Here is a 25249-nt window from a genome sequence, read left to right on the forward strand (position 1 = left end):
AGACAAATTTGGCGCTACAGCCAGCTCAGACCTAATCAATATAATAGTAGTTTGACACCGTCAATACGGGCTGCAGAGCGCGCTGGTCGAAGACTTATATTGGAATATGTTTTTCTGCGAGAGGTTGATTTCAATGATTGACAGTAAGTTGCGAACGGTCTTGTATTTCTTTATTGCTTTGTCCAGTGCTGGAGCCTGTCTTTACATCGGTTTTTTCTCGTTTTATCTAATAAAAATCAATACTAGTCCGGTGATCGTTTCTGCATTGATCGGTGCAACTGCGTTGTCCAGCCTTTTCTGGGGTCCCATTGCCGGTAGAATGATTGATCGTACAAAATATAAATTTTTATGGCTTTGCTGTGGGCAAATAGGTTGCGGGGTATTCGTTTTCTTTTTCGGGAGTTTGCACCAGTTTAGTCCTATTTGGACAACTGTTTTGGTTCTGGGTTTTTCTCTCATCCTTAACCTGACTCTTATCATAATCAATCAATATCTTATCCCGTTGCTCCATGATGATTATGAGATCAGTGTAGCCCGTGTATCTCGAGTCACAGGCATGACCGTTTTCCTTTCGGGTCTCGCGTTGGCAGCTTTATATGACCGTTATTCTCCGCTCTGGTTTTTCACAGTATCTGCCTGCTGTTATTTCTTGTCTGCCACTATATTATTTTTCTTCTTGTGGGGGAAAACAATACCAAAAGGGGAAGGGGATAATACCTCCCGGGTTGATAATTCTGGTGGTGTTTATCGTCAAACTTTCCGGCTTATCAGAAAACACTGGTTTCTGGCATTATCGATGTGCATCTTGGCCTTTACAGAAACTTCTTTTAACACCAATTTTGACGTCATCGCTTTTTCATTGGGGACCACCCCTTTTGCTGTTGTTTTTCTCTTGGGAGCAATGAGTGGCATTCTAGATAGCTGTGCCTCTTGGATTTATCCAAGATTCATGAGCAATACAAATATGGTTTTCCGTTGGTATTTTTTCCTGATTACTTTTTTTGTCATTTTTGCAATTGCCGCATTGTTGGCTTTCTGGGGTATGAATAACCGGAGCCCGTGGTTTTTGCCTGTTTTGGCTGTGGCTCTTGAATTTGTCGGGGTATGGTGGGCTATTTTCATTGCTGCACGTGTTCGGGAGACCAGTGATAAAAACAGCTATGGTCAAACAATGGCGGCTTTTCGTGTTCCGCGTTCTTTGGTGACTTTTTTTGGTATTACGAGTATAGGAACTGCTCTGCAGTCCGGAAATCTGTGGTGGATACTCTCACTAAATACTTTACTCCTCGGAATATTGCTTTGTATCTATGCTTGTCGGCGGGAAGGGCAAGTAGAAAATGCACCCACATCCCCACTTCAATAATGTAGTGATGGATGCACCGACTCGGCGTAAACCCTGCCACACTTATGCTGAGTGAATGAGGCAGTAAACAAAAACTGATAACAGATTAAATCCATCAAGGAACTAATCGTAAAAGCTACATCTCTAAAAGTACGTATCGCAATTAAATGGAGCCAATTTACAAGGAATTAACAATGAGAAAAGTCTTTTCTATTATAGGATTAATGATGATGTTGTCTGGGTGCACCCAGCAATATGACTGTCGCAGTCGTACTACATGCAGCCAAGAGCAGGTTTACTCGCAATCCAAAGTGGTGGAAGGATCCGGCAGAATGGGGAAGGTGGCAGCCAAAGGTGCGGCAGATGGTTCAGCTGATCCATCGGTAAATTATCCGAGTTACCCGATCAAGCCTGACGAACCCTTTAAATTTCCCTCGAACATCCCTAAATCTTCAACGGCTTACCCGACAGATTCGACAGATATCTTTAAGTGATGCCGAGGGCATGCACTGACATGCCCTCGACTATTTTTAACGTTTCTCACCATGACTGGCGATTAACTCTTTGTACCAGAAGAAACTTTTCTTACGTTGGCGCGCCAATCCTTTATCGTGATCGACATACACGAAACCGTATTGTTTCTGGAAACCATTCAACCAACTCAGCAGATCGATAAACGACCACGGGTAATAACCGCGCACATCGGCACCTTGGTCAATCGCATCTTTAATGGCATCGATATGCTGATTCAGATAATCGATACGCGGATCGTCCACCACTTCGCCGTTGATAATGGGGTCCTTGGCACCTAACCCGTTCTCGGTGATGTACATCGGAATATCACCGTAACGTTTTTTGATATTCATGATGCCTTCGGTCAGCCCCTGCGGATAGATCTCCCAATCCCAATCGGTGTAAACACCGTTCGGGTTGCGCACGAACTTGAATAATCCTTTGAAACCAAACTCGTTACCTTCCTGATGACCACTCCCTTTGTCACCACTGGTGTTCATTTTCAGGCGAGTTTCTTGGTTATTGGCGGCAATGGTTTCGCGTTTGTAGTAATTCAGGCCGATAAAGTCGCAGATGTTATTGCGTAGTAACTGGTCATCACCGGCGGCAAATTCAGGAACGCCCCAGATGGCTTGGGTCTGCGCCAACAACTCGGCAGGGTATTCACCTTTTAGCACCGGATCGTACAGCCAGTGGGTGAAAATGCCTTCGGCTAGTTCAAACGCGGCCAGATCGTCGGCCGACTGAGTGAGCGGGGTGTGAGTTTGCAGCACATTAACAAAACCGATTTTACCGTCTTTACCGCCGATTTTTAGCTCGCGGAAAGCCGCCACTGCTTTGGCATGAGCCACGAAGACATGGTGACAGGCTTGGATCGCGCGCTTCGGATCTTGCACACCCGGTGGGTGGCCGCCGGTAATATAGCCAAAACCGATAAAGCAGACGGTTTCGTTAAAGGTGGACCAGAGTTTTACCCGATCGCCATAGTTTTGATAGCACAGGCGAGCGTACTCTTCGAAAGCTTCGGCGGTGCTACGCGCTTCCCAGCCACCTTCATCTTGCAGAGCCTGCGGCAGATCCCAGTGATACAGCGTAATCATCGGTTCAATGCCGTGAGCCAACAGTTCGTCGATTAAATCGCTGTAGAATGTCACACCGACTTCATTAACTTTCCCACGACCTTGCGGCAATAGGCGCGCCCAAGAGATGGAGAAACGGTAGCTTTTCATGCCCATTTCGCCCATCAGCGCGACGTCTTCTTTAAAGCGGTGATAGTGATCGACCGCGACATCGCCGTTGGTGCCTTGATAGGTGGTGCCGGGCAGGTGAGAGAAGGTATCCCAGATGGATAGCCCTTTGCCATCGGCGTTGTATCCGCCTTCGACTTGATACGCCGCCGTAGCCGCGCCCCAGAGAAAATCTTTCGGGAATGCTGACATAACACACTCGCTTGTTGAGGATAGAAATAGGGTCTGAGTATAGTTTAGGCGAAATGGAATTGTTTTTGCAACCGGTTTCAGAAACCGGTTTCATTTTGTGGTGACAATAAATAGATCCACCCAAGATATGTATTTTTCTGCTCCGTAGTGACGTTTTGTGATGGGCGACACAAAGTTAAAATTGGGTTAAATCGGCTGAATCTATGTACAAAATTGCTGTAATCCTTGGATGTGATAACGCTCTATATTTAGTTGTTGAATAACCGCTAAAACTTACTCCGTCTTACTACTCTTGTTGGTGAATGGCGCGCGGATAAGCGCTACGCCAGCAAAGTCACCCTAATTGATAACGTTTTCACCTTGGCGAATTTTTACCGTTAGGGGAAACAGCACCCTGGAGAGAACCATGCATAAAATGACTAAGGCACTGGCGGCGATTGGCTTAGCGGCGGTTATGTCACATTCGGCTATCGCGGAAACCGTCAAATTGGGTTTTCTGGTTAAACAACCAGAGGAGCCATGGTTCCAAACCGAATGGAAATTCGCCGATAAGGCGGGGAAAGATTTGGGCTTTGAAGTCATTAAAATCGCGGTGCCGGACGGCGAGAAAACCCTGAATGCTATCGACAGCCTCGCGGCTAGCGGCGCGAAAGGGTTCGTTATCTGTACGCCTGATCCTAAATTGGGGCCAGCGATTATCGCCAAAGCACGCAGTTACGATCTGAAAGTGATCGCGGTGGACGATCAATTCGTCAATGCCAAAGGCAAACCGATGGACAGCGTGCCTTTGGTGATGATGGCGGCAACCAAAATCGGTGAACGCCAAGGGCAAGAGCTGTGGAAGGAAATGAACAAACGCGGTTGGCAAGCGGCTGATACGGGAGTGATGGCAATCACTGCTGATGAGTTGGACACCGCACGTCGCCGTACCACTGGTTCGATCGACGCATTGAAAGCGGCGGGTTTCCCAGAAAAACAGATCTACAAAGTACCGACTAAATCGAACGATATTCCAGGCGCTTTCGACGCTGCCAACTCGATGTTGGTGCAACATCCTGAGGTGAAAAACTGGCTTATTGTTGGCATGAACGACAACACCGTTTTAGGCGGCGTGCGAGCAACTGAAGGTCAGGGGTTCAAAGCACCTAACGTGATTGGTATCGGCATTAACGGTGTTGATGCGATCAGTGAACTTTCTAAAGCACAAGCGACCGGTTTCTACGGCTCGTTGTTACCTAGCCCGGATATTCACGGTTACAAAAGTATCCAGATGCTGAATGAGTGGGTGGAAAAAGGGGTTGAGCCGCCGAAATTCACCGAAGTGACTGATGTGGTGCTGATCACCCGCGACAACTTCAAAGTTGAATTGCAGAAAAAAGGTCTGATGTAACAAGGTCTATGTAACCACCGTGCCGCCCGTAAATCGGGCGGCTAAAGCCATAAGGAGCAGACGATGACAGCCACCACGCCATATCTGGCTTTTAAGGGCATCGGCAAGACCTTTCCCGGCGTTAAGGCGCTGGACGATATCAGTTTCACCTGCGAAGCCGGGCAAATTCATGCCTTGATGGGTGAGAACGGTGCGGGGAAATCCACGTTACTGAAAATTCTTAGCGGTAACTATGTGCCCAGCAAAGGGGAGATTTGGCTGAAAGGGCAACCGGTACAGTTCAATTCGACCACTGATGCGCTGGATGCCGGAGTGGCAATTATTTACCAAGAGCTGCATTTGATACCGGAAATGACGGTGGCGGAAAATATCTACCTCGGCCAGTTGCCGTCGCGTCATGGGTTGGTGAACCGCAAACTGCTGCGCTATGAAGCCAAACTGCAACTGGAACATCTGGGGTTGGATATCGATCCCGATACGCCGCTGAAATACCTTTCTATCGGTCAATGGCAAATGGTGGAGATAGCTAAAGCCTTGGCGCGCAATGCCAAAGTGATCGCTTTTGATGAACCGACCAGCTCGCTCTCAGCGCGCGAGATTGAACAGCTATTTCGCGTGATCCGCGAGTTACGTGCCGAAGGGCGCGTGATTCTGTATGTCTCGCACCGTATGGAAGAGATTTTCGCCCTGAGCGACGCCATTACCGTGTTCAAGGATGGGCGCTATGTTCGCACCTTTAGCGATATGACGCAGGTGAATAACGAACAACTGGTACAGGCCATGGTGGGACGCGATTTGGGCGATGTGTATGGCTATCAGCCGCGTGACCACGGCGAAATCCGTCTACAACTGGAAGCATTCCAGGCTCAGGGGGTGAAAACGCCGATCAGCTTGAGCGTGCGTGCCGGGGAAATCGTCGGTCTGTTTGGGCTGGTCGGTGCTGGGCGTAGTGAATTGATGAAGGGCATTTTTGGTGCGACGCGTGCTAGCGGTAGCTTGAAACTGGATGGCGTTGCCTTGCATACCCGTTCACCCATCGATGCGATTCGTGCTGGCATCATGCTGTGCCCGGAAGATCGTAAAGCGGACGGTATCATCCCGGTGCATTCGGTGCGCGACAACATCAATATCAGCGCTCGGCGTAAAAGTATCCGTGCGGGTTGCCTGATCAACAACAGTTGGGAAGCCAGCAATGCCGAACATCATATCCGCGCGCTGAATATCAAAACCCCCAGTGCTGACCAATTGATCATGAATCTGTCGGGCGGCAACCAGCAGAAAGCGATTTTGGGACGTTGGTTGTCGGAAAACATGAAAGTGATCCTGCTAGATGAACCGACACGCGGCATTGATGTGGGTGCCAAGCATGAGATTTACCACGTGATTTATCAGTTGGCGCAGCAAGGGATCGCGGTGCTGTTTGCCTCTAGCGATCTTCCAGAAGTGTTGGGCTTGGCGGATCGCATCATCGTGATGCGTGAAGGTGCCATTAGCGGCGAACTGCGACACGGTGAAGCGACCGAGGAACAAGCGCTCAGTCTGGCAATGTTGCGTACCCCTGAAGTTGCCGCTGAGGCAGTAGCTTGATTGTGAAGGAGAAAGAGATGTCGACCATGACAACCAATTCGGTAAAAAGCCCGCGTGGCCTGGGGCTAGCGCGCATCTGGGATAGCTACGGCATGCTGGTGGTATTCGCCGTTCTGTTCATTGTTTGTGTGTTGTTTGTGCCTAATTTTGGCAGTTTTATCAATATGAAAGGGCTGGGGCTGGCTATCTCGATGTCGGGGATGGTGGCTTGTGGCATGTTGTTCTGCTTGGCCTCTGGCGATTTCGATCTGTCGGTCGCCTCGGTGATTGCTTGTGCGGGTGTGGCAACCGCCGTGGTGATCAACATGACCGAAAGCCTGTGGATTGGTGTCGCCGCCGGTTTACTGTTGGGCGTGGTTTCTGGCCTGATCAACGGCTTTGTGATTGCCCGGCTGAAAATCAATGCTTTAATCACCACGTTAGCCACTATGCAAATTTTCCGTGGTTTGGCTTACATTATTTCCGACGGTAAAGCGGTGGGGATTGAAGATGAGCGTTTCTTCGAGCTTGGTTATGCCAACTGGTTCGGGCTACCAGCCCCGATTTGGATCACCGTTGTCTGCTTGATCCTGTTCGGTTTTCTGTTGAACAAAACCACTTTTGGCCGCAATACGTTAGCCATTGGCGGTAACGAAGAAGCGGCGCGCTTGGCCGGTGTACCAGTAGTGCGGACTAAAATTATTATCTTTGTTCTCTCTGGGTTGGTTTCGGCAGCGGCGGGGATTATTTTGGCCTCACGGATGACGAGCGGCCAGCCAATGACGTCCATCGGTTATGAACTGATCGTGATCTCCGCTTGTGTACTCGGTGGCGTTTCGCTGAAAGGCGGCATCGGCAAGATTTCGTATGTCATCGCCGGGATATTGATTCTAGGTACGGTAGAAAACGCGATGAATTTGCTGAATATTTCACCGTTCTCACAATATGTGGTACGTGGGGTGATTCTGTTGGCGGCGGTGATTTTCGATCGCTACAAACAGCAGGCCAAACGAACCATCTGATATGGGTGACTCGCCAACGGCAAGTGGAGTATTGCCGTTGGCGATCTGCATATTTACTTCTTGTTCCCGCCTGCATCATGGTGTCAAATCGAAAGGTCTAGACAAGTCTTAGAGGAAACATCATGTCTGAAAAAATTCGTGTAGGGCTGATTGGTTACGGCTACGCCAGTAAAACCTTCCACGCCCCGTTGTTGGCCGGTACGCCAGGGTTAGAATTGGCGGCAATCTCCAGCAGTGATGCGAGCAAAGTCCATGCCGATTGGCCATCGATGACGGTGGTGAGCGATCCGCAAGCCCTGTTCAACGATCCGACGATTGACCTGATCGTCATCCCGACCCCCAACGACACTCACTTCCCGCTGGCACAACAGGCACTGGCTGCTGGTAAAAACGTGGTGGTAGATAAACCGTTTACCGTGACGTTGTCACAAGCTCAAGGGTTAGAACAGCAGGCGAAACAGGCAGGTAAGTTACTGTCGGTATTCCATAATCGTCGCTGGGACAGTGATTTCCTGACGCTGAAAACCCTCTTGAAAGAAGGTGCTCTGGGCGAAGTGGTTTACTTTGAATCCCATATGGATCGCTTCCGGCCAGAAGTTCGTCAACGCTGGCGCGAACAAGGCGGAGCGGGCAGCGGTATTTGGTACGATTTGGCTCCGCACCTGATCGATCAAGCGTTGCAACTGTTCGGCAAACCACAAACGTTGATGGTTGATCTGGGTGAGTTGCGTCCCGGTTCACAATCGGTGGATTACTTCCACGCGGTGCTGAACTACGGCAACCGTCGGGTGGTGTTGCACAGCACGGTGTTGGCAGCAGCGGAAACCGCACGCTATATCGTGCATGGCACGCAAGGCAGTTTCATCAAGTTTGGTGTCGATCCGCAGGAAGACCGTTTGAAAGCCGGTGATCGCTTACCACAGGCCGATTGGGGCTATGATATGCGTGACGGTGTGGTGACGTTGTCACGTGATGGCGTACTGGCTGAACAACCGCTGTTGACCATTCCTGGTAACTATCCGGCTTATTATGCGGCGATTCGTGATGCGATTAACGGTGATGGCAATAATCCGGTACCGGCCAGTGAAGCGATCACCGTGATGGAAATGATTGAGCTGGGCATGGAATCGGCCAAACAACAGAAAGCGTTGGCGGTAAAATAATTTTTTGATTTTTATGGAGTCTTTGACTATGTCGTGGTGGCAGCGTCTGCGCATCGATAAGTTTTTGTTGGTGATGATCGGAGTGGTGCTTATTGCTTCGATTTTTCCCTGCGAAGGCGTATGGAAAACCTTTTTTGAACATCTGACCACGGTGGCAATTGCGCTACTGTTCTTTATGCATGGTGCCAAACTGTCACGACAAGCGATTATCGCTGGCATGGGACATTGGCGGCTGCATCTGGTGGTATTCCTCAGCACCTTTGCACTGTTCCCGCTGTTGGGGCTGGCGATGAACTGGATGGTGCCGGGATTGATGACACCTACGGTCTATCTCGGTTTTCTTTATCTGTGCGCATTGCCAGCCACGGTACAGTCGGCGATTGCCTACACTTCGGCGGCTGGCGGTAACGTCGCGGCGGCGGTATGTAGCGCTTCAGCGTCCAGCATTTTGGGGGTATTCCTGTCGCCGTTGCTGGTCGGTGCCTTGATGCAAACTCAGGGCGGTCATATTGATATTTGGGGCGCGATTGGTTCGATTATCCTCAAGTTGATGGTGCCGTTTGTGATTGGGCATTTGGCACGTCCGTTGATCGGTAAATGGGTCGATCGTCATCGCAAACTGATTAACGTCACTGATCGTTCGTCAATCTTGCTGGTGGTGTATACCGCTTTTAGTGCCGCAGTCGTGGAGGGTATTTGGCATCAGATCGACGGTTTGTCGTTGCTGACCATCTTAGTGATGTCATTGGTTCTGCTGACGATTGTTTTACTGATCAACACCTATGCGGCGCGTTGGTTAGGCTTTAATACTGCAGATGAGATTACCATTGTCTTCTGTGGTTCGAAGAAGAGTCTGGCGAACGGTATTCCGATGGCCAACGTGCTGTTCCCGGTGGCGACAGTGGGAGCGATGGTGTTGCCGTTGATGATTTTCCATCAGGTGCAATTGATGGTTTGCGCGGTGCTAGCGCAACGTTATGCGCGTAAAACAGCACGAGAATCGGCGGCGGTTACCGCTAAATAAGCCTAACCGATGGAATCAGGGTGCCATCCGTGGCACCCAAATCCTAACTTCACTTTTACGCTAAATCCTCCACTGCATTAAGCAAGCGCGTTTTCATCTCGCTGTAGGTTTGCTTGGCATAGTTTTCTGCCCAATGCTGATCGACAATCGCCTCTAGTTTGACCGCGCAGTATTTGGTTTCTGGCGTTTTGGATACCGGATCGAGGTTATCCTGCGTCAGTTCGTTACAGGCACCGATCCACCATTGATAGGTCATGTATACCGCGCCAAGGTTGATACGGTCGCTGTATTCAGCACGGGAAATCACTTTGCCACGGCGTGATGCCACCCACACTAATTGTTGATCGCGAATACCTAATGCCGCGGCGTCCTGTGGATTGATTTGCACAAACCCCGGCTCGTCGGCCAATGTTTGCAGTGCGGCGCAGTTGCCGGTCATCGAACGGCAGGAATAGTGACCGACTTCGCGCACGGTACAGAGCACCAACGGGTAGTCGGCGTCTGGCACTTCGGCGGGGGCGCGCCATTCAGTGGCGAACAGTTGGCCTTTCCCAGATGGTGTGGTGAATTGGTTACCTTGATAGAGATAGGGGGTTCCGGGATGTTCGATCGTTGGGCATGGCCATTGCACGTGGCCCAGTTCACCCATTTTCTCGTAGGTTGCGCCGTAGAACAGTGGGCACAGCTCGCGCATTTCGTCCCAAATTTGCTGGTCGTTATCGTAATGCATCGGATAACCCAACTCGGTCGCCAATAGGCTGATGATTTCCCAATCGCGTTTGACGTTATATTGCGGCTCGATAGCTTTTTCGAAACGTTGGAATCCTCGGTCAGCACAGGTAAACACGCCGCCGTGTTCGCCCCAAGAGGTTGCAGGCAAAATCACGTCTGCCTGTTCAGCGGTTTTGGTCATAAAGATGTCCTGCACCACCACGAACTCTAAGGCTGCAAAGGCACTACGCACCAGGCTGAGATCGGGCTCGGTCTGTAGCGGATCTTCCCCCATGATGTAATAAGCTTTCAGCTTACCTTCTTGTACTAAGTGCGGAACCTCGGTGATGCGATAGCCAATATCGGGGTCCATTTTTTTAGCGTCAATGCCCCAGGCAGCGGCAAACTTAGCGCGCACTTTGGCATCGGTAACCGCTTGGTAGCCGGGGAATTCGTTCGGTAGCACGCCCATGTCACAGGCACCTTGCACGTTGTTTTGTCCACGAACCGGGCCAACACCGACGCTTTCGCGCCCCAGATTACCGGTCAATAACGCCAAACTGGAGATGCCTTTTACCACGTCCACCGCTTGACCGAATTGGGTAACTCCCATGCCCCACATCAGAGTGGCGGAAGGGGCTTTGGCGTAAGTGCGCATGGCTTGACGGATTTGTTGCGCGCTGACGCCAGTCAGATGTTCGACCTTTTCTGGCGCATAATCGGCGACTTGTAAGCGATAGGTTTCAAACCCCTCGGTGTACTTCGCTACATAATCGCGGTTGTAGAGGTTTTCTTCGATCAGCACATAACCGAAGGCGTTCACCAACGCCATATTGCAGCCGTTTTTGATTTGCAGATGTTGATCGGCAATGCGGGCGGTTTCGATCCGGCGCGGATCACAGACAATGATTTTTGCGCCGTTTTCTTTGGCTCTGAGCACCCGGCGAGCGACGATCGGGTGTGAATCGGCGCAGTTGTAGCCAATAATCAGCAGACACTTGGAGTTTTCGATTTCACCGATCGAATTGCTCATCGCACCGTTGCCTAACGTGGCTTGCAAACCGGCAACGGAAGGGCCGTGACAAACGCGAGCGCAGCAATCGACGCTGTTGGTGCCGATCACCGCACGGGCGAATTTCTGCATCACGTAGTTGGTTTCGTTACCGGTGCCGCGTGACGAACCGGTGTGCATAATGGCGCGCGCGCCGTGCTTTTCCTTGATCGCTTGCAGACGGTTGGCGGTATAACGGATCGCTTCGTCCCAACTGACTGCTTCAAATTTACCGCCTCTTTCTCGGCGGATCAGCGGCTGGGTTAAGCGCGGTGTTAACAGTTTGGTATCATTGAGAAAATCCCAACCGTAGTAGCCCTTCAAACAGAGTTCACCCTGATTGGTGACGCCATTGGCCGCTTCGGCGCGGATGATTTTATTGTTGTCGACCACCAATTTCATTTTGCAGCCGGAACCACAGTAAGGGCAGACAGTGGTGATTTTTTCCATCGATTCAACTCCTTAATTTATTGCGCCGTAACCTGTTCTTCGGGGTGATAGCCGTTAAAGAACAGGTTCAGCAGCACGGCACAGGCGGTTGCCAGCATGATCCCGCTGTGTAATAACGGCTGTAAGACCGTGGGGAACTGCATGAAAAAGTCTTTAGCGAGAGTGGGTGTCATGCCGATCCCTAAGCTAATGGCCACGATGTAAAGGTTGTAACGGTTGGTCGAATAGTTGGCACGGGCAAGGATGCGGATACCCGAGGCAAGTACCATGCCGAACATCACCAATCCTGCGCCCCCGAGGACGAAGGCCGGGATGGAGGCGATAAACATCGCCATTTTAGGCACCATGCCAAACAGGATCAGGATCCCGCCAGAAGCTACGCAAACCCAGCGGCTATAAACACGGGTGACGCTGACTAACCAAATATTTTGCGAGAAAGAAGTGTGTGGGAAGCTGTTAAATAACCCGCCAATTAAGGTGCCGACGCCGTCTACGCGTAACCCGCGCACAATGTCTTGCGGTGTTAAATTCCTACCGACGATGTCCCCCAGCGCGAGAAACATCCCCATTGATTCGATAAAGACGATAATCAGTACCGCTGTTAGGGTCAGAATCGCGACCGGATCGAAAGTGGGTATACCGAGTGCCATTGGGGTGACAATGGCGAACCAGTGGGCATCCTGTAGCCCAGAGAGATTGACTTCGCCCAGCATAAAGGCAATCACAAAGCCAAAGGCGATCCCAAGCAGCACGGCGATATTCGACAAAAAACCTCTGGTATAGCGTGTCACCAACAGGATAAACAACAGCACCGCGGTGGAGATGCCGATATAAATCGGATCACCATAGCGCGGATTCCCCACGCCACCGGCCGCCCAGTTGATCCCCACTTGAATAATGCTCAGGCCGATGGAGGTGATCACAATTCCGGTGACTAACGGAGGGAACAAGGGCATCAAGCGTCCCACCAGAGGTGCCAGCAGGGTAGTGATAACTCCGGCGGCAATGGTGGCGCCAAAAATCCCGGTTAAACCTACCTCCGGATTGGTGCCAATGGCGATCATCGGCGTCACTGCCGCAAAGGTCACTGACATAATGACCGGCAACCGAATACCCATAAATTTGCCGACACCTAGGCATTGAATGAGTGTGACGACGCCGCTACAGAACAGATTAGAACTGATCAGCAATGAGACAACTTCTTTGCTCAGCCCTAATCGATCACCAATCATCAACGGTACCGCAACGGCACCGGCGTACATCACCAGTACGTGTTGCAGCCCCAAAATGAACAATTTTCCTAAGGGTAAAACGCGATCGACTTCATTGGTCGTGGTATCAGGCGGTGTACTGGATTCAATATTACTCATAAACCCTCTCCTTGAATGGCGGACAGCGCTGGTGACGACGACGGGTTTCCATCGAGTTCCACTACAGGAGCGCAAGGGAGACATGCGTATCGGATGCCAGTTTCTGCTAATCAGGAAAAGTAATTGAAAAAATGTGAAAAATATCACGCAACGGGAGGTATTCGGTGTGTAAAACCAGCAATAGATTGGGTTCGAGCCTCTCAGTTTTGACGTGTTTTTCTCAGATTGATAGGTTGCTGTATCGCAATGAGTCGGATGCTTCGAGGTTGATAAGTGTGAATAGGGGAAGAGTTCGCACAATTTTTGCAGTCGCTCACAAAATCAGGGCATTGCTGGCGATAACAAGCAAAGTGTCATCGATTTTGCATCGCTAATCAGGTTATTAGCGATCGAAAAGGGATTGTAGATGAACAAATTTATTGCGGTTGATGCCAAGGAATGCATCGGTTGTCACGCCTGTGAAGTTGCCTGCGCGGTTGCACATAATCAACAGTGCTGGCCGGATTCGGCAGCGGAGTTTCATTCACGTATACAGGTGGTGTTTCGCCACCATGAGAGTGTCGCAGTGACCTGTCGGCATTGTAACCATGCCCCCTGCGTAGGGAGTTGCCCGGTTGATGCGCTGACTTTTCAGCACGATCATGTGCATCTTGATGAGTCACTTTGCATCGGTTGTAAAAACTGTGTGATGGCTTGCCCGTTTGGCGCGATTGAAATGGTACAGGTCGATTCACCCGCGACTCGCCTCGCACAAAAATGCGATCTCTGTGAGCAAAGCGAAACGGGTCAGCCCGCTTGTGTCACTTGTTGTCCCACCGATGCGTTAAAACTGATGGATGATGCCGCCATCAACGAACTGCGGCAGCGACGGCAGTCAGCGACGGCAAGAGGTGATGTTTTATGGCCTCCCCGCCGTCAGACCTTGTTGAACAAACCGCGTGGTCAGGGGGCCGATAAACTCGCGGCTGATGTGCGTAAAACGCATTTTGCTGAAATCTATCAAGGCCTGACGCCACAACAGGCGCAAAAAGAAAGTGCACGTTGCCTCTATTGTGCGCAAAAAGCCTGGTGCAACTGGACTTGCCCACTGCATAACGCCATTCCTGATCTCGTCCGGCTAGTCAATGATGGCAAAATTATTGAAGCGGCTGAATTGAGCCATCAAAGCAGCTCGTTACCGGAGATTTGTGGTCGTGTTTGTCCGCAAGATCGTCTGTGTGAAGGAGCCTGTACGCTGAAAGCGCATAGTGGTGCGGTATCTATCGGCAACCTTGAACGCTACATCACCGATACGGCCTTTGCACAAGGTTGGCGGCCTACGGTTTCAGGCGTGACCGCGCGCAAAGAGCGAGTCGCGGTGATCGGTGCCGGGCCGGCAGGATTAGGTTGCGCTGATATTTTGACTCGACGCGGCGTGCAGGTTGATGTTTACGACAGGCATCCTGAAATCGGTGGCTTGCTGACCTTTGGCATACCGCCATTCAAGCTGAACAAAAAGTTGCTGACGCAGCGGCGTGAAATTTTCAGTTCAATGGGCATGACTTTCTATCTTGGTTGCGAAATTGGCCGTGACATTGATTTTGCTGAGTTATTAGCGCAATACGACGCGGTATTTTTGGGTGTCGGCACCTACAAATTCATGCGAGCTGGGCTGGAGCATGAGGATTCACCGGGCGTGGTGCAGGCGTTACCTTTGCTAAATGCCAACATCCGGCGAGTGATGGGGTTGGAGGACGATACCGATAGCCCGTGGATCGAGCTGGAAGCTAAAAGAGTGGTGGTGCTTGGCGGTGGTGATACGGCTATGGACTGTTTGCGTACCTCGGTACGTCGGCAGGCAGCCAGCGTCACCTGTGCTTATCGTCGTGATGAAGTGAGTATGCCCGGCTCGAAGAAGGAAGTGACGAACGCCAGAGAAGAAGGCGTGGAATTCTTGTTCAACGTCCAGCCGCAATTTATCGAGCGCAACCGCAAAGGTGCTGTCACGGGAATTGGTTTGATACGGACACAAATGGGAGAAAAAGGTAAAGATGGGCGCCGCCGTCCACAGCCGATCGCCGGTTCAGAGTTTGTGCTTCCTGCCGATGTTCTGGTGATGGCTTTCGGTTTCCACCCCCATGAGATGCCTTGGCTACGGACGCATCAAGTTTCTTTCGATAATGATGGCCTGATTGAAACCGGTCAGGACGGGCGCTTATCCACTCAAACCAGTAACCCCAAGGTTTTTGCCGGTGGCGATGCGGTGCACGGCGCAGAGCTAGTGGTGACGGCGATGGCGGCGGGGCGGCAAGCGGCCGACGACATTATTGCGTTGCTGAACGCCAAAGTGACAAACACAGAACTACAACAAAAGGAGTCCGCATGATGACGGATCTTATCTACGCGAACGGTGAAAAGTGTATCGGTTGTCGTACTTGCGAAATCGCTTGTGCGTTGGCGCATGCGGGCTGTGAGCCGATGAACGTCAAGACCTTTTTCCCTCGCTTGCGAGTGGTTAAAAATCACCAGATTACGTTACCGGTGATGTGCCATCAGTGTGAAAATGCGCCCTGTGTTGCGGTTTGCCCAACGGCGGCGCTAGTTCAAGGGAAGGATTACGTGACCCTTGATGAATCTACCTGTATCGGCTGCAAAAACTGCGTGATGGCTTGCCCGTTTGGTGTGATTGACATTGCGGCTAGCGAGTTGAAAGAAAGCGTCACTATCGTGAAGTGTGACCTTTGCTACGATGTTGCTGATGAACCGGCATGCATTTCAGTATGTCCAACGGCGGCGCTGGAGATTCGCGGCAGTGAGATGATACAACGGCAGGCTAATTTACGTCGCCAAAGCACGGCGCTACAGAGTTTTCATTCGTCATTGAAGTAACTGAGAATGGAAGCGACCCAGATTATCGGGTCGCCATTAAGTTGATAATCTAAAAGGTTAAATCGCCCACCCTCCGGCATAAAATGCCACCAGCAGCAGAGTAATGGCTACAGTTCCCACGTTTAAACGACGCCACTCTTTCGAGAAGACTCGCCCAACCACCAACGAAACAAAACCGAGCATGATGCCAGTGACAATATTGCCCGTCAGCACGATAAACACTGCACAAATCAACCCCGCCATAGCATCAACAAAATCGTTAAAATCCAGCTTCGAAACGTTGCTGAGCATCAGCAAACCGACGTACATAAGAGCGGGGGCGGTCGCGTAACCAGGGATCAAGAAAGAAAGTGGGGCGAAAAACAGGATTACCAAGAACAGTCCGCCGACCACCACCGCGGTTAACCCGGTTTTACCTCCTGCGGCGGTGCCTGCAGCCGATTCGATATATACCGCAGCGGGCGCGGCACCCACCAACCCAGAAAATACGGAGCTTAGGGAGTCAGCGGTGAGTGCTTTACCGCCATTGATGATTTGGTTATTTTCATCCAGTAAATTGGCTTGCCCTGCTACAGCGCGGATCGTCCCGGTGGCATCAAATACTGCTGTCATCACCAATGCCAGTACGCTGGGTAGCACCAGTGGATTTAATGCTCCCATAATATCCAGACTGAATATCAACGAATTACCATCTTCTCCCGCCAAACTGGGCATCGCGACCAACCCTTGGTATTTCACGTTGGGATCGAAGATCAAACCGATGATCGAGATGGCAATAATCACCAATAAGATCCCGCCCGGAACACGTAACTTTTCCAAACCCAAAATTGCGGCTAGCCCTAGCGTGGTCATAATGACGGGGAATGAGGTGAAATGCCCTAGCGCTACCGGTAAACCTTCAGCGGGATTCTTGATCACCATCCCAACGCCGCTGGTGGCGATCAGGAGTAAAAATAAGCCGATACCAATCCCGGTACCATGGGCGATGCCCATCGGCAGATTACGTAACAACCAAGTTCGTATACCGGTGACTGAAATCGCGGTGAAAATAACCCCCATCAGAAAGACCGCGCCCAACGCCACGGGAATACTGATATGTTGCCCGAGCACTAAACTGAAGGCAGTAAAGGCGGTGAGCGAAATAGCACAACCAATCGCCATCGGCAGGTTGGCCCATAGCCCCATCAGCAATGAACCACAGCCTGCAATCAAACAGGTGGCGACGAACACAGCACCGGGAGGAAACCCGGCTTTACCTAACATCCCCGGAACAACAATGACTGAATAAACCATCGCCAAAAAAGTCGTCACACCGGCTAAGATTTCTTGGCGCACGTTACTACCGCGCTCAGTCAATTTAAAGAAACGGTCGAGTGCCCCTTTTGGGTTCACAGCGGGCTGCTCTTGTGAGTAATCGGTTGACATAAACTTGCCCCTTTCAAAAATGAAATGGATTGTTTTTATTGGTTATTTTTACTCATTTACTATCAAGTTCGTTCGTAAACCAGCTGTCCATCCACATAGGTGCGATAGATTGAACGATCGTCCCCCAGCGTCATCATGACAAACAGCTTGTCCATCAAGGTTACCGAGTTGTCGTAGCGCAGTTGCTGCAGCGGAGTGGCGGTGGGTTCCAGTACGATAAAGTCAGCTTCTTTACCCAACTCAAAGTTACCGATATAGCTATCCAACCCTAATGAATACGCGCTGCCCAACGTCGCCATATAGAAAGCTTCGTAGGCAGAAAGCCGATAGCCCTGTAACTGCATCACCTTGTAGGCTTCATTCAACGTTTGCAGCATGTTGAAAGTGGTGCCCGCGCCAATATCGGTGCCAAGGCCGACTTTGATTTTTTTACGCCAAGCTTTTTGCAGATTAAACAGGCCACTGCCGAGGTACAGATTAGACGTCGGGCAGAAGGCAATGCTGGAGTCGGTGTTATGTAGGCAATCCCACTCGTCTTCTTCCAGGTGAATACAGTGGGCAAAGACGCTGTTTTTACCGGTTAAACCGTAATGGTGGTAAACGTCGAGATAGTTTTTCTGTTCCGGGAATAACTCTTTTACCCAAGCGATTTCATCTTTGTTTTCACAAAGATGGGTATGCACCCAGGTATCGGGATATTCTTCGCGTAGGCGCCGTGCCATTGTCAGTTGTTCTGGCGTCGAAGTTGGGGCAAAGCGCGGGGTAATGGCGTACAGCAGGCGGCGATTTTTGTGCCAGCGCTCAATCAGTGCTTTGCTTTGCAGGTAGCTACTTTCAGCATCGTCGAGCAGGTAATCCGGCGCGTTACGATCCATCATCACTTTGCCAGCGATCATGCGCATATTGATCTGGCTTGCCACTTCAAACAGTGCATCGACAGATTCTGGATGAACGGTACCAAACACTAATGCGGTGGTGGTGCCGTTACGCAGTAACTGTTTCAGGAAGAAAGACGCCATTTCGCGTGCGTATTCGAGATCCTGATAACGACGTTCAGTGGGAAAAGTATGTTTGTTGAGCCACTCCAACAATTGTTCGCCGTAAGCGCCGACCATCTCACTTTGTGGATAATGAATATGGGTATCGACGAAACCGGGGATGATCATTTTCCCACGATAGTCACGCACGCGGATGGTGTCAGGAATTTGGGCTTTACCGTCTTCCCATTGACCAAACCAAGCCACTTTCCCTTCGCGGATCAACAGTAAACCATCTTCGATAAACCGCAGTGCCGATTCGATTTCCTCAGGATGCTCAACTGTGCGTGTGACATCTAAAAAATTACCGCGTATAGCCTTTACGTTTTGTTCACCAAGCATTTTTTATTCCTCAGCAACTCACCGAAATTAATCCAAATCTTCACTTTGGATCTGGATTGAACTGGGCTCTTTTTGTTTTAACGGGATCAGTAAATTCAGAATGATGGCGGTTAACCCACCGGCACAGATGGGGTTTTCCACCAGCACGAACAACGAAGGGGGCAAGACGCGGAAAATATCAGGGTCATAAGATACCCCAAGCCCTAATCCTAACGATGTGGCCACAATTAACGTTTCGCGGCGCTGTAACCCATTAGAGATGATGATGCGGATACCGGCGATGGCGATCATCGAGAACATTAACGTCATGGCTCCGCCTAAAACGGGGGCGGGGATGGTGGTAAAGAAGCGTCCGATGGCAGGGAATAGCCCCATGATCACTAATATGACGGCGATCAGTTTCCCCACATGGCGTGAGGCCACCCCAGTCATTTGAATAACACCGTTATTTTGCGAAAAGGTGGTTAACGGCAGCGAACCTAGCGCCGAGGCAATGACGGAAACTAGCCCATCGGCCAATACACCGCCTTTGAGGCGTGATTGATATTCATCACCTTCGACGGGCTGGTTGGACACCATCGCGGTGGCGGTAATCGCCCCGACAGCCTCTAACACACTGAGCAGATAGATAGTGCCGACGACCAGGAAATGCCCTAATTCAAAGGTGAAGCCGAACTTGAATGGGATCGGGATGGTGATCAGGGGCAGGTCACGCATACTGCTGAAATCAACCATGCCGAGAAACAGCGAGATGATATAGCCAACGATTAATCCAACGGCGATCCCCGCCATGCGTAGCACTGGGCTGCGACAGCAGTTAAAACCGATCACCACGATCAACACCAACAGCCCGACACCGATATTTTCATAGTTACCGAAAGTGCCGCTGCTTTTGGCCGAGAAGCCGCCGCCAAAATCGATAATGCCGATTTTAATCAGGCTCAGACCAATCATCAGTACCACAATGCCGCTCACGGTGGGTGTGATCACGCGTTTAAGCATCGGTAGGATCAGGGAAGATCCGACCACTAAAAACGCACCAACAAATGACACCGCCATCAGGGAAGAAAGGATCAATTCTTCATGAAAACCATCGCTTTTCATCGCGCTACCGATGGCGATCATTACGGTAACGAAAGAGAAATTGACGGATTGAATGGAGAGCAAACCAGAGCCTATCGGGCCATAGCGATGGACTTGCAGCCAAGTACCGATGCCGGAGGCCACCATAGCCATGGAAACCAGGTAAGTTGTCGTCGCTGGTGAGAGTTGTAATGTGGCTCCGACGATTAACGCGGGTGACACCATGGGCACCAAAATAGCGAGAAGATGGGTAATTGCGCCGACTAATGCCTGGTAAAAAGGCGGCTTATCTTCGAGCTCATAAATAAGGTCAGAACCGGTACGTGAAATATCAGACATCTGATCACCTCTAGTGACAAAGTTTACTATCTGATCCAACCGATAAAATGAGAGAGGAAGGCCGCCGAAGCGGCCTCGGTGGGTTAGAGTTTTCCTAAAGCCTGTAAGATTTTCTCTGGGGTGAAATGCCATTCCCTGAGCCAGACATTGCAGGCATCGTGAATTGCCGTAGCAATGGCCGGTGCCGCACCGTTTACGCCAATCTCGGAGATGGATTTGGCACCATAAGGGCCGACATGATCCTCGCTGGGAACGAGGTAGGCGCGGAAATCACGCGGTATGTCACCGATTTTTGGTGCGCCATAGGTACGGAGATCGCGCGTTAGCGGGGAGCCTTTGGCATCATAGATGATCTCTTCCGACATGCTGTGACCAATGGCTCGCATTGAGGCGCCATAAATCTGCCCCAGCGCCAGATCCGGGTTGATCGGGGTGCCGCAGTCCAACAGCGCATAGAACTTGTTGAGACGAATTTCGCCAGTGCGGATATTCACTGCGACCTCGGCAAAGTTCGCGCCGTATGGGAAGGCGAAGTCGGGTGTGATGTAGGAAGCCGTCGCTACCAAAATGCCAAAGCCAGTGCCGGTTTCGGCCTTGTGCGCTATCTCGGCGAAGGTGACTTCACCACGCTTACCTCGCACGGTACTCGGCGCGACGAGAGTGACATCCTCACGTGGATCTTTCAGCATTTGAGCCCCGTGGAACAGGATTTTCTCACGCAGATTCTCGGCCGCTTTCTTAGCCGCATTACCCGAGAAACAGGTGCCGGAAGATGCGTAAGCTCCTTTGTCGAACAGCGCGTGATCGGTATCACCTGAAATCACATGGACGTCAGACAGCGGGCAGCAAAGCACTTCTGCCGACAGTTTACCCACCACGGTATCCAATCCCGTACCAATGTCTGCGCCGCCAGAATGGACGATAATTGTTCCGTCAGACTCCAGCTTAATCATGCAGTTGGCCTGATCGATATCGGGAATGCCTGATTTCTGCATGATGATGGCGACGCCACGACCGGTATGCCAATCACCGTTGGCTGGCTTCGGTGCATCCCAATCAATAAGTTCGCGGCCTTTACGCAAAATAGGTTCTAAGGCACAACTGGCGGCGGTGGGTACCGAGGTGGGCATTTTCCCTTCGCCGATCGCGCCCAAAATCTTCAGCTCTTGGCCTTCGCGTACCCGGTTTAGCTCAATGACATCCAGCAGATCGATGTTCAATTTCTCCGCCAGTTCAGCCAACGCCATGGTTAAGGCGAAGTTGCCTTTTGGCGCGCCATAGCCCTGATAGGCACCGTTCGGACAAATATTGCTGTAGTAAGTGGTGACTTGGAAATCAACGTTGTCGCAAGGATAGAGTGGCAGAGAAAGCGCAGGGCCATTGCTCGGTACTGTCAGCGCGTGGTTGCCGTAAGGGCCGGTATTGGCAAGGAAATCCATGCGGATGGCGGTAAGTTTACCGGCTTTAGTGGCACCCAGTTTGACGGTCACCTTCGCCACGTGGCGTGAGGTGTTGGCGATAAACTCTTCTTCGCGGGTATAGCGGAAGTAAACCGGACGACCGGTGACGCAGGTTGCCCAAGAGCAGACTTCCTCCAACAGGATGTCCTGTTTGGAACCAAAACCACCGCCAACGCGCTCTTTAATCACATGCACTTTATGCTGTTTGAGGCCGACAATACGCGCCACTTGGCGGCGTAAGTGCCACGGCACCTGAGTAGAAGCATGGATCACCAAACGGTCGCCATCCATATAGCTATAGCAAATGTGAGTCTCCGTTGGGCATTGCTGTACTTGTTTGGATTCATAAGTACGCTCGATCACCACATCTGCTTCGGCGAAGCCCTTATCGACATCACCAATGCGTCCATGGACGCTGGAAGCAATATTTTTTTCCGGGCGCGCACCAATGGGGAAGTTGATGATCATATGTTCGTTGCGCGAGGCGGCATTCCGATTCTGTGCCTCGAGATCGGCTGGCGCGCCATGCACATAAATCACTTTTTCGTCATGGATTAGCGGAGCGTCGTCAGCTCTGGCTTCATCGATGGACATCACCGGTTTCAGTTGCTGATATTCGACGTCGATGAGCTTAAGCGCGGCGAGGGCGATTGCTTCACTTTCTGCCACGACCGCGGCGACGCGATCGCCAACGTGGCGCATTTTCTGGCCGAACATCCGGCGATCCAGCGGTGAAGGTTCCGGAGCGCTTTGCCCACCGGGGGTATAGTAAACATCCGGGCAGTTATGATGCGTAATGACATGCACTACGCCGGGTAAGGCTTCCGCTTTGCTGACGTCTAAATGGGTAATCAAAGCATGGGGATGTGGACTGCGTAACATTTTGATCACGCAGGCATCTTTAGCAATGCGATCCTCAACATAGCAGGGCTTGGCCTGTACCATCTTAGCCGCATCCGTTTTAGGATGGATTTTGCCGACGATGGTCAGATCATCGCGGAATGTCGGGGCCACATCGGGATGGTAATTAGGGTCGGTCAAACGCATTTTTACCCGTTCTACCACTTGATAAAATTGCTGATAACCCGCGTCGCGGCTGAAGAGCCCAGACAGGGCATCGTCGATTTCATCGCGAGAAGGGGCTGGGATCCGCTCCATCAAGTCGGTTAGGATCAAGGCGGCAGCAGGATCGTTATAACCCGACTGCACCACACCGACATCCACCATCGCTTGCTGCACTGGGCTCAATTGGTTCCAACTGCCCAGTGATTCCGTGGTTTTGATTTCAGCAGATTCAAGTTGCGCGGCAATCAGCAATGACGCGTTAACGATAACGCCGTTATATAAAATGGCGTCTGAACCCGCATAGCCAAAACCATCATCACTGTTACGAACGGAATGCATGCCAAGACTGAAAAGTAATTTCTGAACATTATCACCCGCCTGACACTCGACTTCGCGCGGTGCACCGTTCAGCGTAAAGTTAACCTTCATTTTGATTCCTCCCCCATCTGTTGGCAGTCGGCGAGCAAGTCTGCCACCAGAACACCGGCAATATAACGTTTGAACGCTTCGCTACCAGACAAGTCGGCCTTGGGTTGCACGGCTGCGCTGACTGCTTTTTCCAAGGCTTTACCTTCCAATGCCAACGATTCGATATCGCGCAACCGCAGGGGGCTTTTCGCCACGCCGTCTAGCGCAATACGCAGTTCTTCGTTTTCTGTGATGGCGACTGCGGCGGTGACGACCGCCCAGCCACCGGCGGAGCGACTTATTTTGCGTGTAGAGCAACGACGGAAGGGATCTTGAATGATCACTTCAGCCAATAACCGATCGTTAGGGGATGCCAGATACTCTTCCAGTGGCATCATTTCGCCATCGGCAAACAGCAACTGGGCTTCGAGTACCAACAACAGTGGGAGCAAGACGGATTCAGGTTGGCGAGCGGCGATTTCACCGCCTAACGTGGCCTGATTACGAATATGGCGGGAGTAAATAAACCCCAACGCCTCATGCAATTGTTGGGGGATAAAGGGGGTATCACGCAGTTTTTGCAGCGTGATCAGCGCACCCATGCGCAACGAGCCGTTATCCCAATCGACTTCATCCAGTGGTAATCCCTGTAAGGAAATGGCGATGCGCTGTTCAGTTCGCGTCGGCGTGGCATTCAGTTTGCTGCCACCCGCGATATAGATGGCCTGTTCCTGAAACCGTTGTTTCAGCTCTAGCGCTTGCTCAACGCTGGTGACGCGGAAAAATTGTTCGATCATATTTCCCTCTCATCTCACTTATTTTTGCCCGGCAGCTGGCTGTCAGGCTGTTATTTTTGCGCGTCCATCCGTTGCCACATTTTGGCGGCAACTTTTCTGGCTTCGGCATAGATGGATTCACAGTCAAAGGTGAACTCGCGGTCTTCATAAACCATCACGCCGTCAACCATCACGCTGTGAACACTGTTCGAGCCCAGACCAAAGGCCAAATGACCGCCGATATTTTCTGCCTGTAGCGGTGTAGGCGATGGGTAATCACAGACGATGAGGTCGGCTTTATAACCGGCTTTTAGGCAACCAAACTTGGCGTTGAAGTTACGCTCTAACAAGGTGTTACCGTTGCTGAGGAAGCGTGTGAAGCTGTCCGGCCACAGTGAGCCACCGGCATCGCGGTGTTTAAAGAAGGCAAATTTCAGCTCTTCGAACATGTCGGAACCGATGCCGTCGGTGCCCAGCGCCAGATTGCGATACTGTGACAATTGATGGTTGTAACCCACATGGTTGTTCATGTTGGAGCGTGCGTTGTGTACCAGGAAACCGTCGTTCTCGTTGAGTAAACGGATGTCCTCAGCACTGAGATAAAGCCCGTGGGCAATCAACGTTTTGCTGTCGAGAAGATCGTATTCGGCAAGGCGAACCAACAAGTCTTTGCCATATTTGTCATGGCTATGTGAAACGTCGTAAAGATCTTCTGCGGCATGGATATGCAGGCCGCGCCCAGTTTGCTTAACGGCATCGCGTAACAGGGCGAGACCGGCATCCGGCACGGTGAAGGGGGCGTGAGCCCCAATATGTGCTTCGACCAGATAACGTTCTTTGCCATCAACGCGTGCTTTATCAATCAACTGCGCAAAGTTAACGTTTTCTTCAACGCCTGCTGCCAGTTCTTCCAAACCGCCGTTGCGATCGGTGGTTTCAAAACAGGTCATACCGCGCAAACCTGCTTTTAAGAAGGCGCTGCGTAGCGTATTGAGCGAACCCGCAATGTAGTGAGGGGATGCATGGTGGTCGATCACCGAAGTACAGCCGCTTTTAATTGCCTCGAGTGAGCAAATTAATCCGCTGTAATAGAGTGATTCTTCGTCGAGTGCGCGATCCAGTCGCCACCATAGATTTTTCAAGGTGGAGATGAAATCAGGGCTCGGCGGGATGTTGGCCATGATGCCGCGAGATAACCCCGAATAGAAGTGGTTATGGGAACAGACCATCCCCGGCATCACGATGCGCCCGTGCATTTCCTTCACCGAGGTGGCCAATGGGTAATAACTGGTCAAATTCGGCCCCATGCTGACAATTTCGCTACCTTCGATGGCGATATCGACGTTTTCTTGCACCAACGCAGGCGTGAATTGCAGGGCCGTGACATTCTTGAGTATCAACATAA

Annotated in this window: 17 protein-coding genes and 1 pseudogene; 9 read left to right on the top strand and 9 right to left on the bottom strand. The window is 51.2% G+C overall.

Annotation, left to right across the window (positions count from 1 at the left end):
• Positions 1–133: 133 nt before the first annotated feature.
• Both AC3ISQ_RS10505 and AC3ISQ_RS10510 read left to right on the top strand, forming a co-directional pair.
• Positions 134–1363 (top strand): MFS transporter, encoded by a 1230-nt coding sequence (locus AC3ISQ_RS10505; protein WP_489352961.1) that lies wholly within the window; start codon positions 134–136, stop codon positions 1361–1363.
• A 173-nt stretch (positions 1364–1536) separates the two neighbouring features.
• Positions 1537–1836 (top strand): hypothetical protein, encoded by a 300-nt coding sequence (locus tag AC3ISQ_RS10510; RefSeq protein ID WP_489352963.1) that lies wholly within the window; start codon positions 1537–1539, stop codon positions 1834–1836.
• Between the two features lie 36 nt (positions 1837–1872).
• Here AC3ISQ_RS10510 and AC3ISQ_RS10515 read toward each other — a convergent pair whose 3' ends face one another.
• A complete protein-coding gene (locus AC3ISQ_RS10515) occupies positions 1873–3294 on the bottom strand; it encodes a glycoside hydrolase family 1 protein (RefSeq protein ID WP_489352965.1) in 1422 nt (473 codons plus the stop codon).
• A gap of 406 nt (positions 3295–3700) precedes the next feature.
• On the opposite strand from AC3ISQ_RS10515, the gene AC3ISQ_RS10520 reads away from it, so the two are divergent.
• The 5 genes from AC3ISQ_RS10520 to AC3ISQ_RS10540 all read left to right on the top strand — a co-directional run bounded on the left by AC3ISQ_RS10520 (position 3701) and on the right by AC3ISQ_RS10540 (position 9459).
• Positions 3701–4684, top strand: a complete 984-nt coding sequence (locus tag AC3ISQ_RS10520) for an arabinose ABC transporter substrate-binding protein (RefSeq protein WP_489352967.1) — start codon at positions 3701–3703, stop codon at positions 4682–4684.
• Positions 4685–4747: 63 nt separating this feature from the next.
• The gene (araG, locus tag AC3ISQ_RS10525; protein ID WP_489352968.1) at positions 4748–6271 is read left to right on the top strand and encodes an L-arabinose ABC transporter ATP-binding protein AraG; all 1524 of its coding nucleotides are present in this window, start codon (positions 4748–4750) and stop codon (positions 6269–6271) included.
• Positions 6272–6288: 17 nt separating this feature from the next.
• On the top strand, positions 6289–7272 hold the full coding sequence (gene araH / locus AC3ISQ_RS10530) for an L-arabinose ABC transporter permease AraH (protein WP_489352969.1): 984 nt from the start codon (positions 6289–6291) through the stop codon (positions 7270–7272).
• A 122-nt stretch (positions 7273–7394) separates the two neighbouring features.
• Positions 7395–8435 carry an oxidoreductase gene (locus AC3ISQ_RS10535; protein WP_489352971.1) on the top strand — a complete coding sequence of 347 codons (1041 nt, stop codon included), beginning with the start codon at positions 7395–7397 and terminating at the stop codon, positions 8433–8435.
• A gap of 28 nt (positions 8436–8463) precedes the next feature.
• Complete coding sequence (locus AC3ISQ_RS10540; protein ID WP_489352973.1) at positions 8464–9459, top strand: bile acid:sodium symporter family protein; 996 nt, start codon at positions 8464–8466, stop codon at positions 9457–9459.
• Positions 9460–9514: 55 nt separating this feature from the next.
• Here the strand turns inward: AC3ISQ_RS10540 and fdhF are convergent, their stop codons facing one another.
• Both fdhF and AC3ISQ_RS10550 read right to left on the bottom strand, forming a co-directional pair.
• Positions 9515–11671, bottom strand: coding sequence for a formate dehydrogenase subunit alpha (gene fdhF / locus AC3ISQ_RS10545; RefSeq protein ID WP_489352975.1), 2157 nt, complete (start codon positions 11669–11671; stop codon positions 9515–9517).
• A gap of 47 nt (positions 11672–11718) precedes the next feature.
• A pseudogene (locus tag AC3ISQ_RS10550) lies at positions 11719–13041 on the bottom strand (nucleobase:cation symporter-2 family protein); the annotation flags it as partial.
• 406 nt (positions 13042–13447) lie between these two features.
• Between AC3ISQ_RS10550 and AC3ISQ_RS10555 the strand changes: the two are divergent.
• Positions 13448–15406, top strand: coding sequence for an FAD-dependent oxidoreductase (locus AC3ISQ_RS10555; protein WP_489352977.1), 1959 nt, complete (start codon positions 13448–13450; stop codon positions 15404–15406).
• Positions 15403–15909 carry a 4Fe-4S dicluster domain-containing protein gene (locus tag AC3ISQ_RS10560; RefSeq protein WP_489352978.1) on the top strand — a complete coding sequence of 169 codons (507 nt, stop codon included), beginning with the start codon at positions 15403–15405 and terminating at the stop codon, positions 15907–15909. Before AC3ISQ_RS10555 ends, AC3ISQ_RS10560 begins: the two co-directional genes overlap by 4 nt.
• Before the next feature lie 57 nt (positions 15910–15966).
• Here the strand turns inward: AC3ISQ_RS10560 and AC3ISQ_RS10565 are convergent, their stop codons facing one another.
• From AC3ISQ_RS10565 to ssnA, 6 genes are all read right to left on the bottom strand, one after another.
• Positions 15967–17334 carry an NCS2 family permease gene (locus tag AC3ISQ_RS10565; RefSeq protein WP_489352980.1) on the bottom strand — a complete coding sequence of 456 codons (1368 nt, stop codon included), beginning with the start codon at positions 17332–17334 and terminating at the stop codon, positions 15967–15969.
• A 62-nt stretch (positions 17335–17396) separates the two neighbouring features.
• Complete coding sequence (guaD, locus tag AC3ISQ_RS10570) at positions 17397–18713, bottom strand: guanine deaminase (protein ID WP_489352982.1); 1317 nt, start codon at positions 18711–18713, stop codon at positions 17397–17399.
• 27 nt (positions 18714–18740) lie between these two features.
• The gene (locus AC3ISQ_RS10575) at positions 18741–20135 is read right to left on the bottom strand and encodes a nucleobase:cation symporter-2 family protein (protein ID WP_489352984.1); all 1395 of its coding nucleotides are present in this window, start codon (positions 20133–20135) and stop codon (positions 18741–18743) included.
• Positions 20136–20218: 83 nt separating this feature from the next.
• Entirely contained in the window at positions 20219–23089 is a 2871-nt protein-coding gene (locus AC3ISQ_RS10580) for a molybdopterin-dependent oxidoreductase Mo/Fe-S-binding subunit (protein WP_489352986.1), read from the bottom strand.
• Positions 23086–23865 (bottom strand): molybdopterin-dependent oxidoreductase FAD-binding subunit, encoded by a 780-nt coding sequence (gene ygfM, locus AC3ISQ_RS10585; protein ID WP_489352987.1) that lies wholly within the window; start codon positions 23863–23865, stop codon positions 23086–23088. Before ygfM ends, AC3ISQ_RS10580 begins: the two co-directional genes overlap by 4 nt.
• 50 nt (positions 23866–23915) lie before the next feature.
• Positions 23916–25247, bottom strand: a complete 1332-nt coding sequence (gene ssnA / locus AC3ISQ_RS10590) for a putative aminohydrolase SsnA (protein ID WP_489352989.1) — start codon at positions 25245–25247, stop codon at positions 23916–23918.
• Between the last annotated feature and the right edge of the window lie 2 nt (positions 25248–25249).

This window comes from Serratia sp. KH_031 (genome assembly GCF_057839655.1).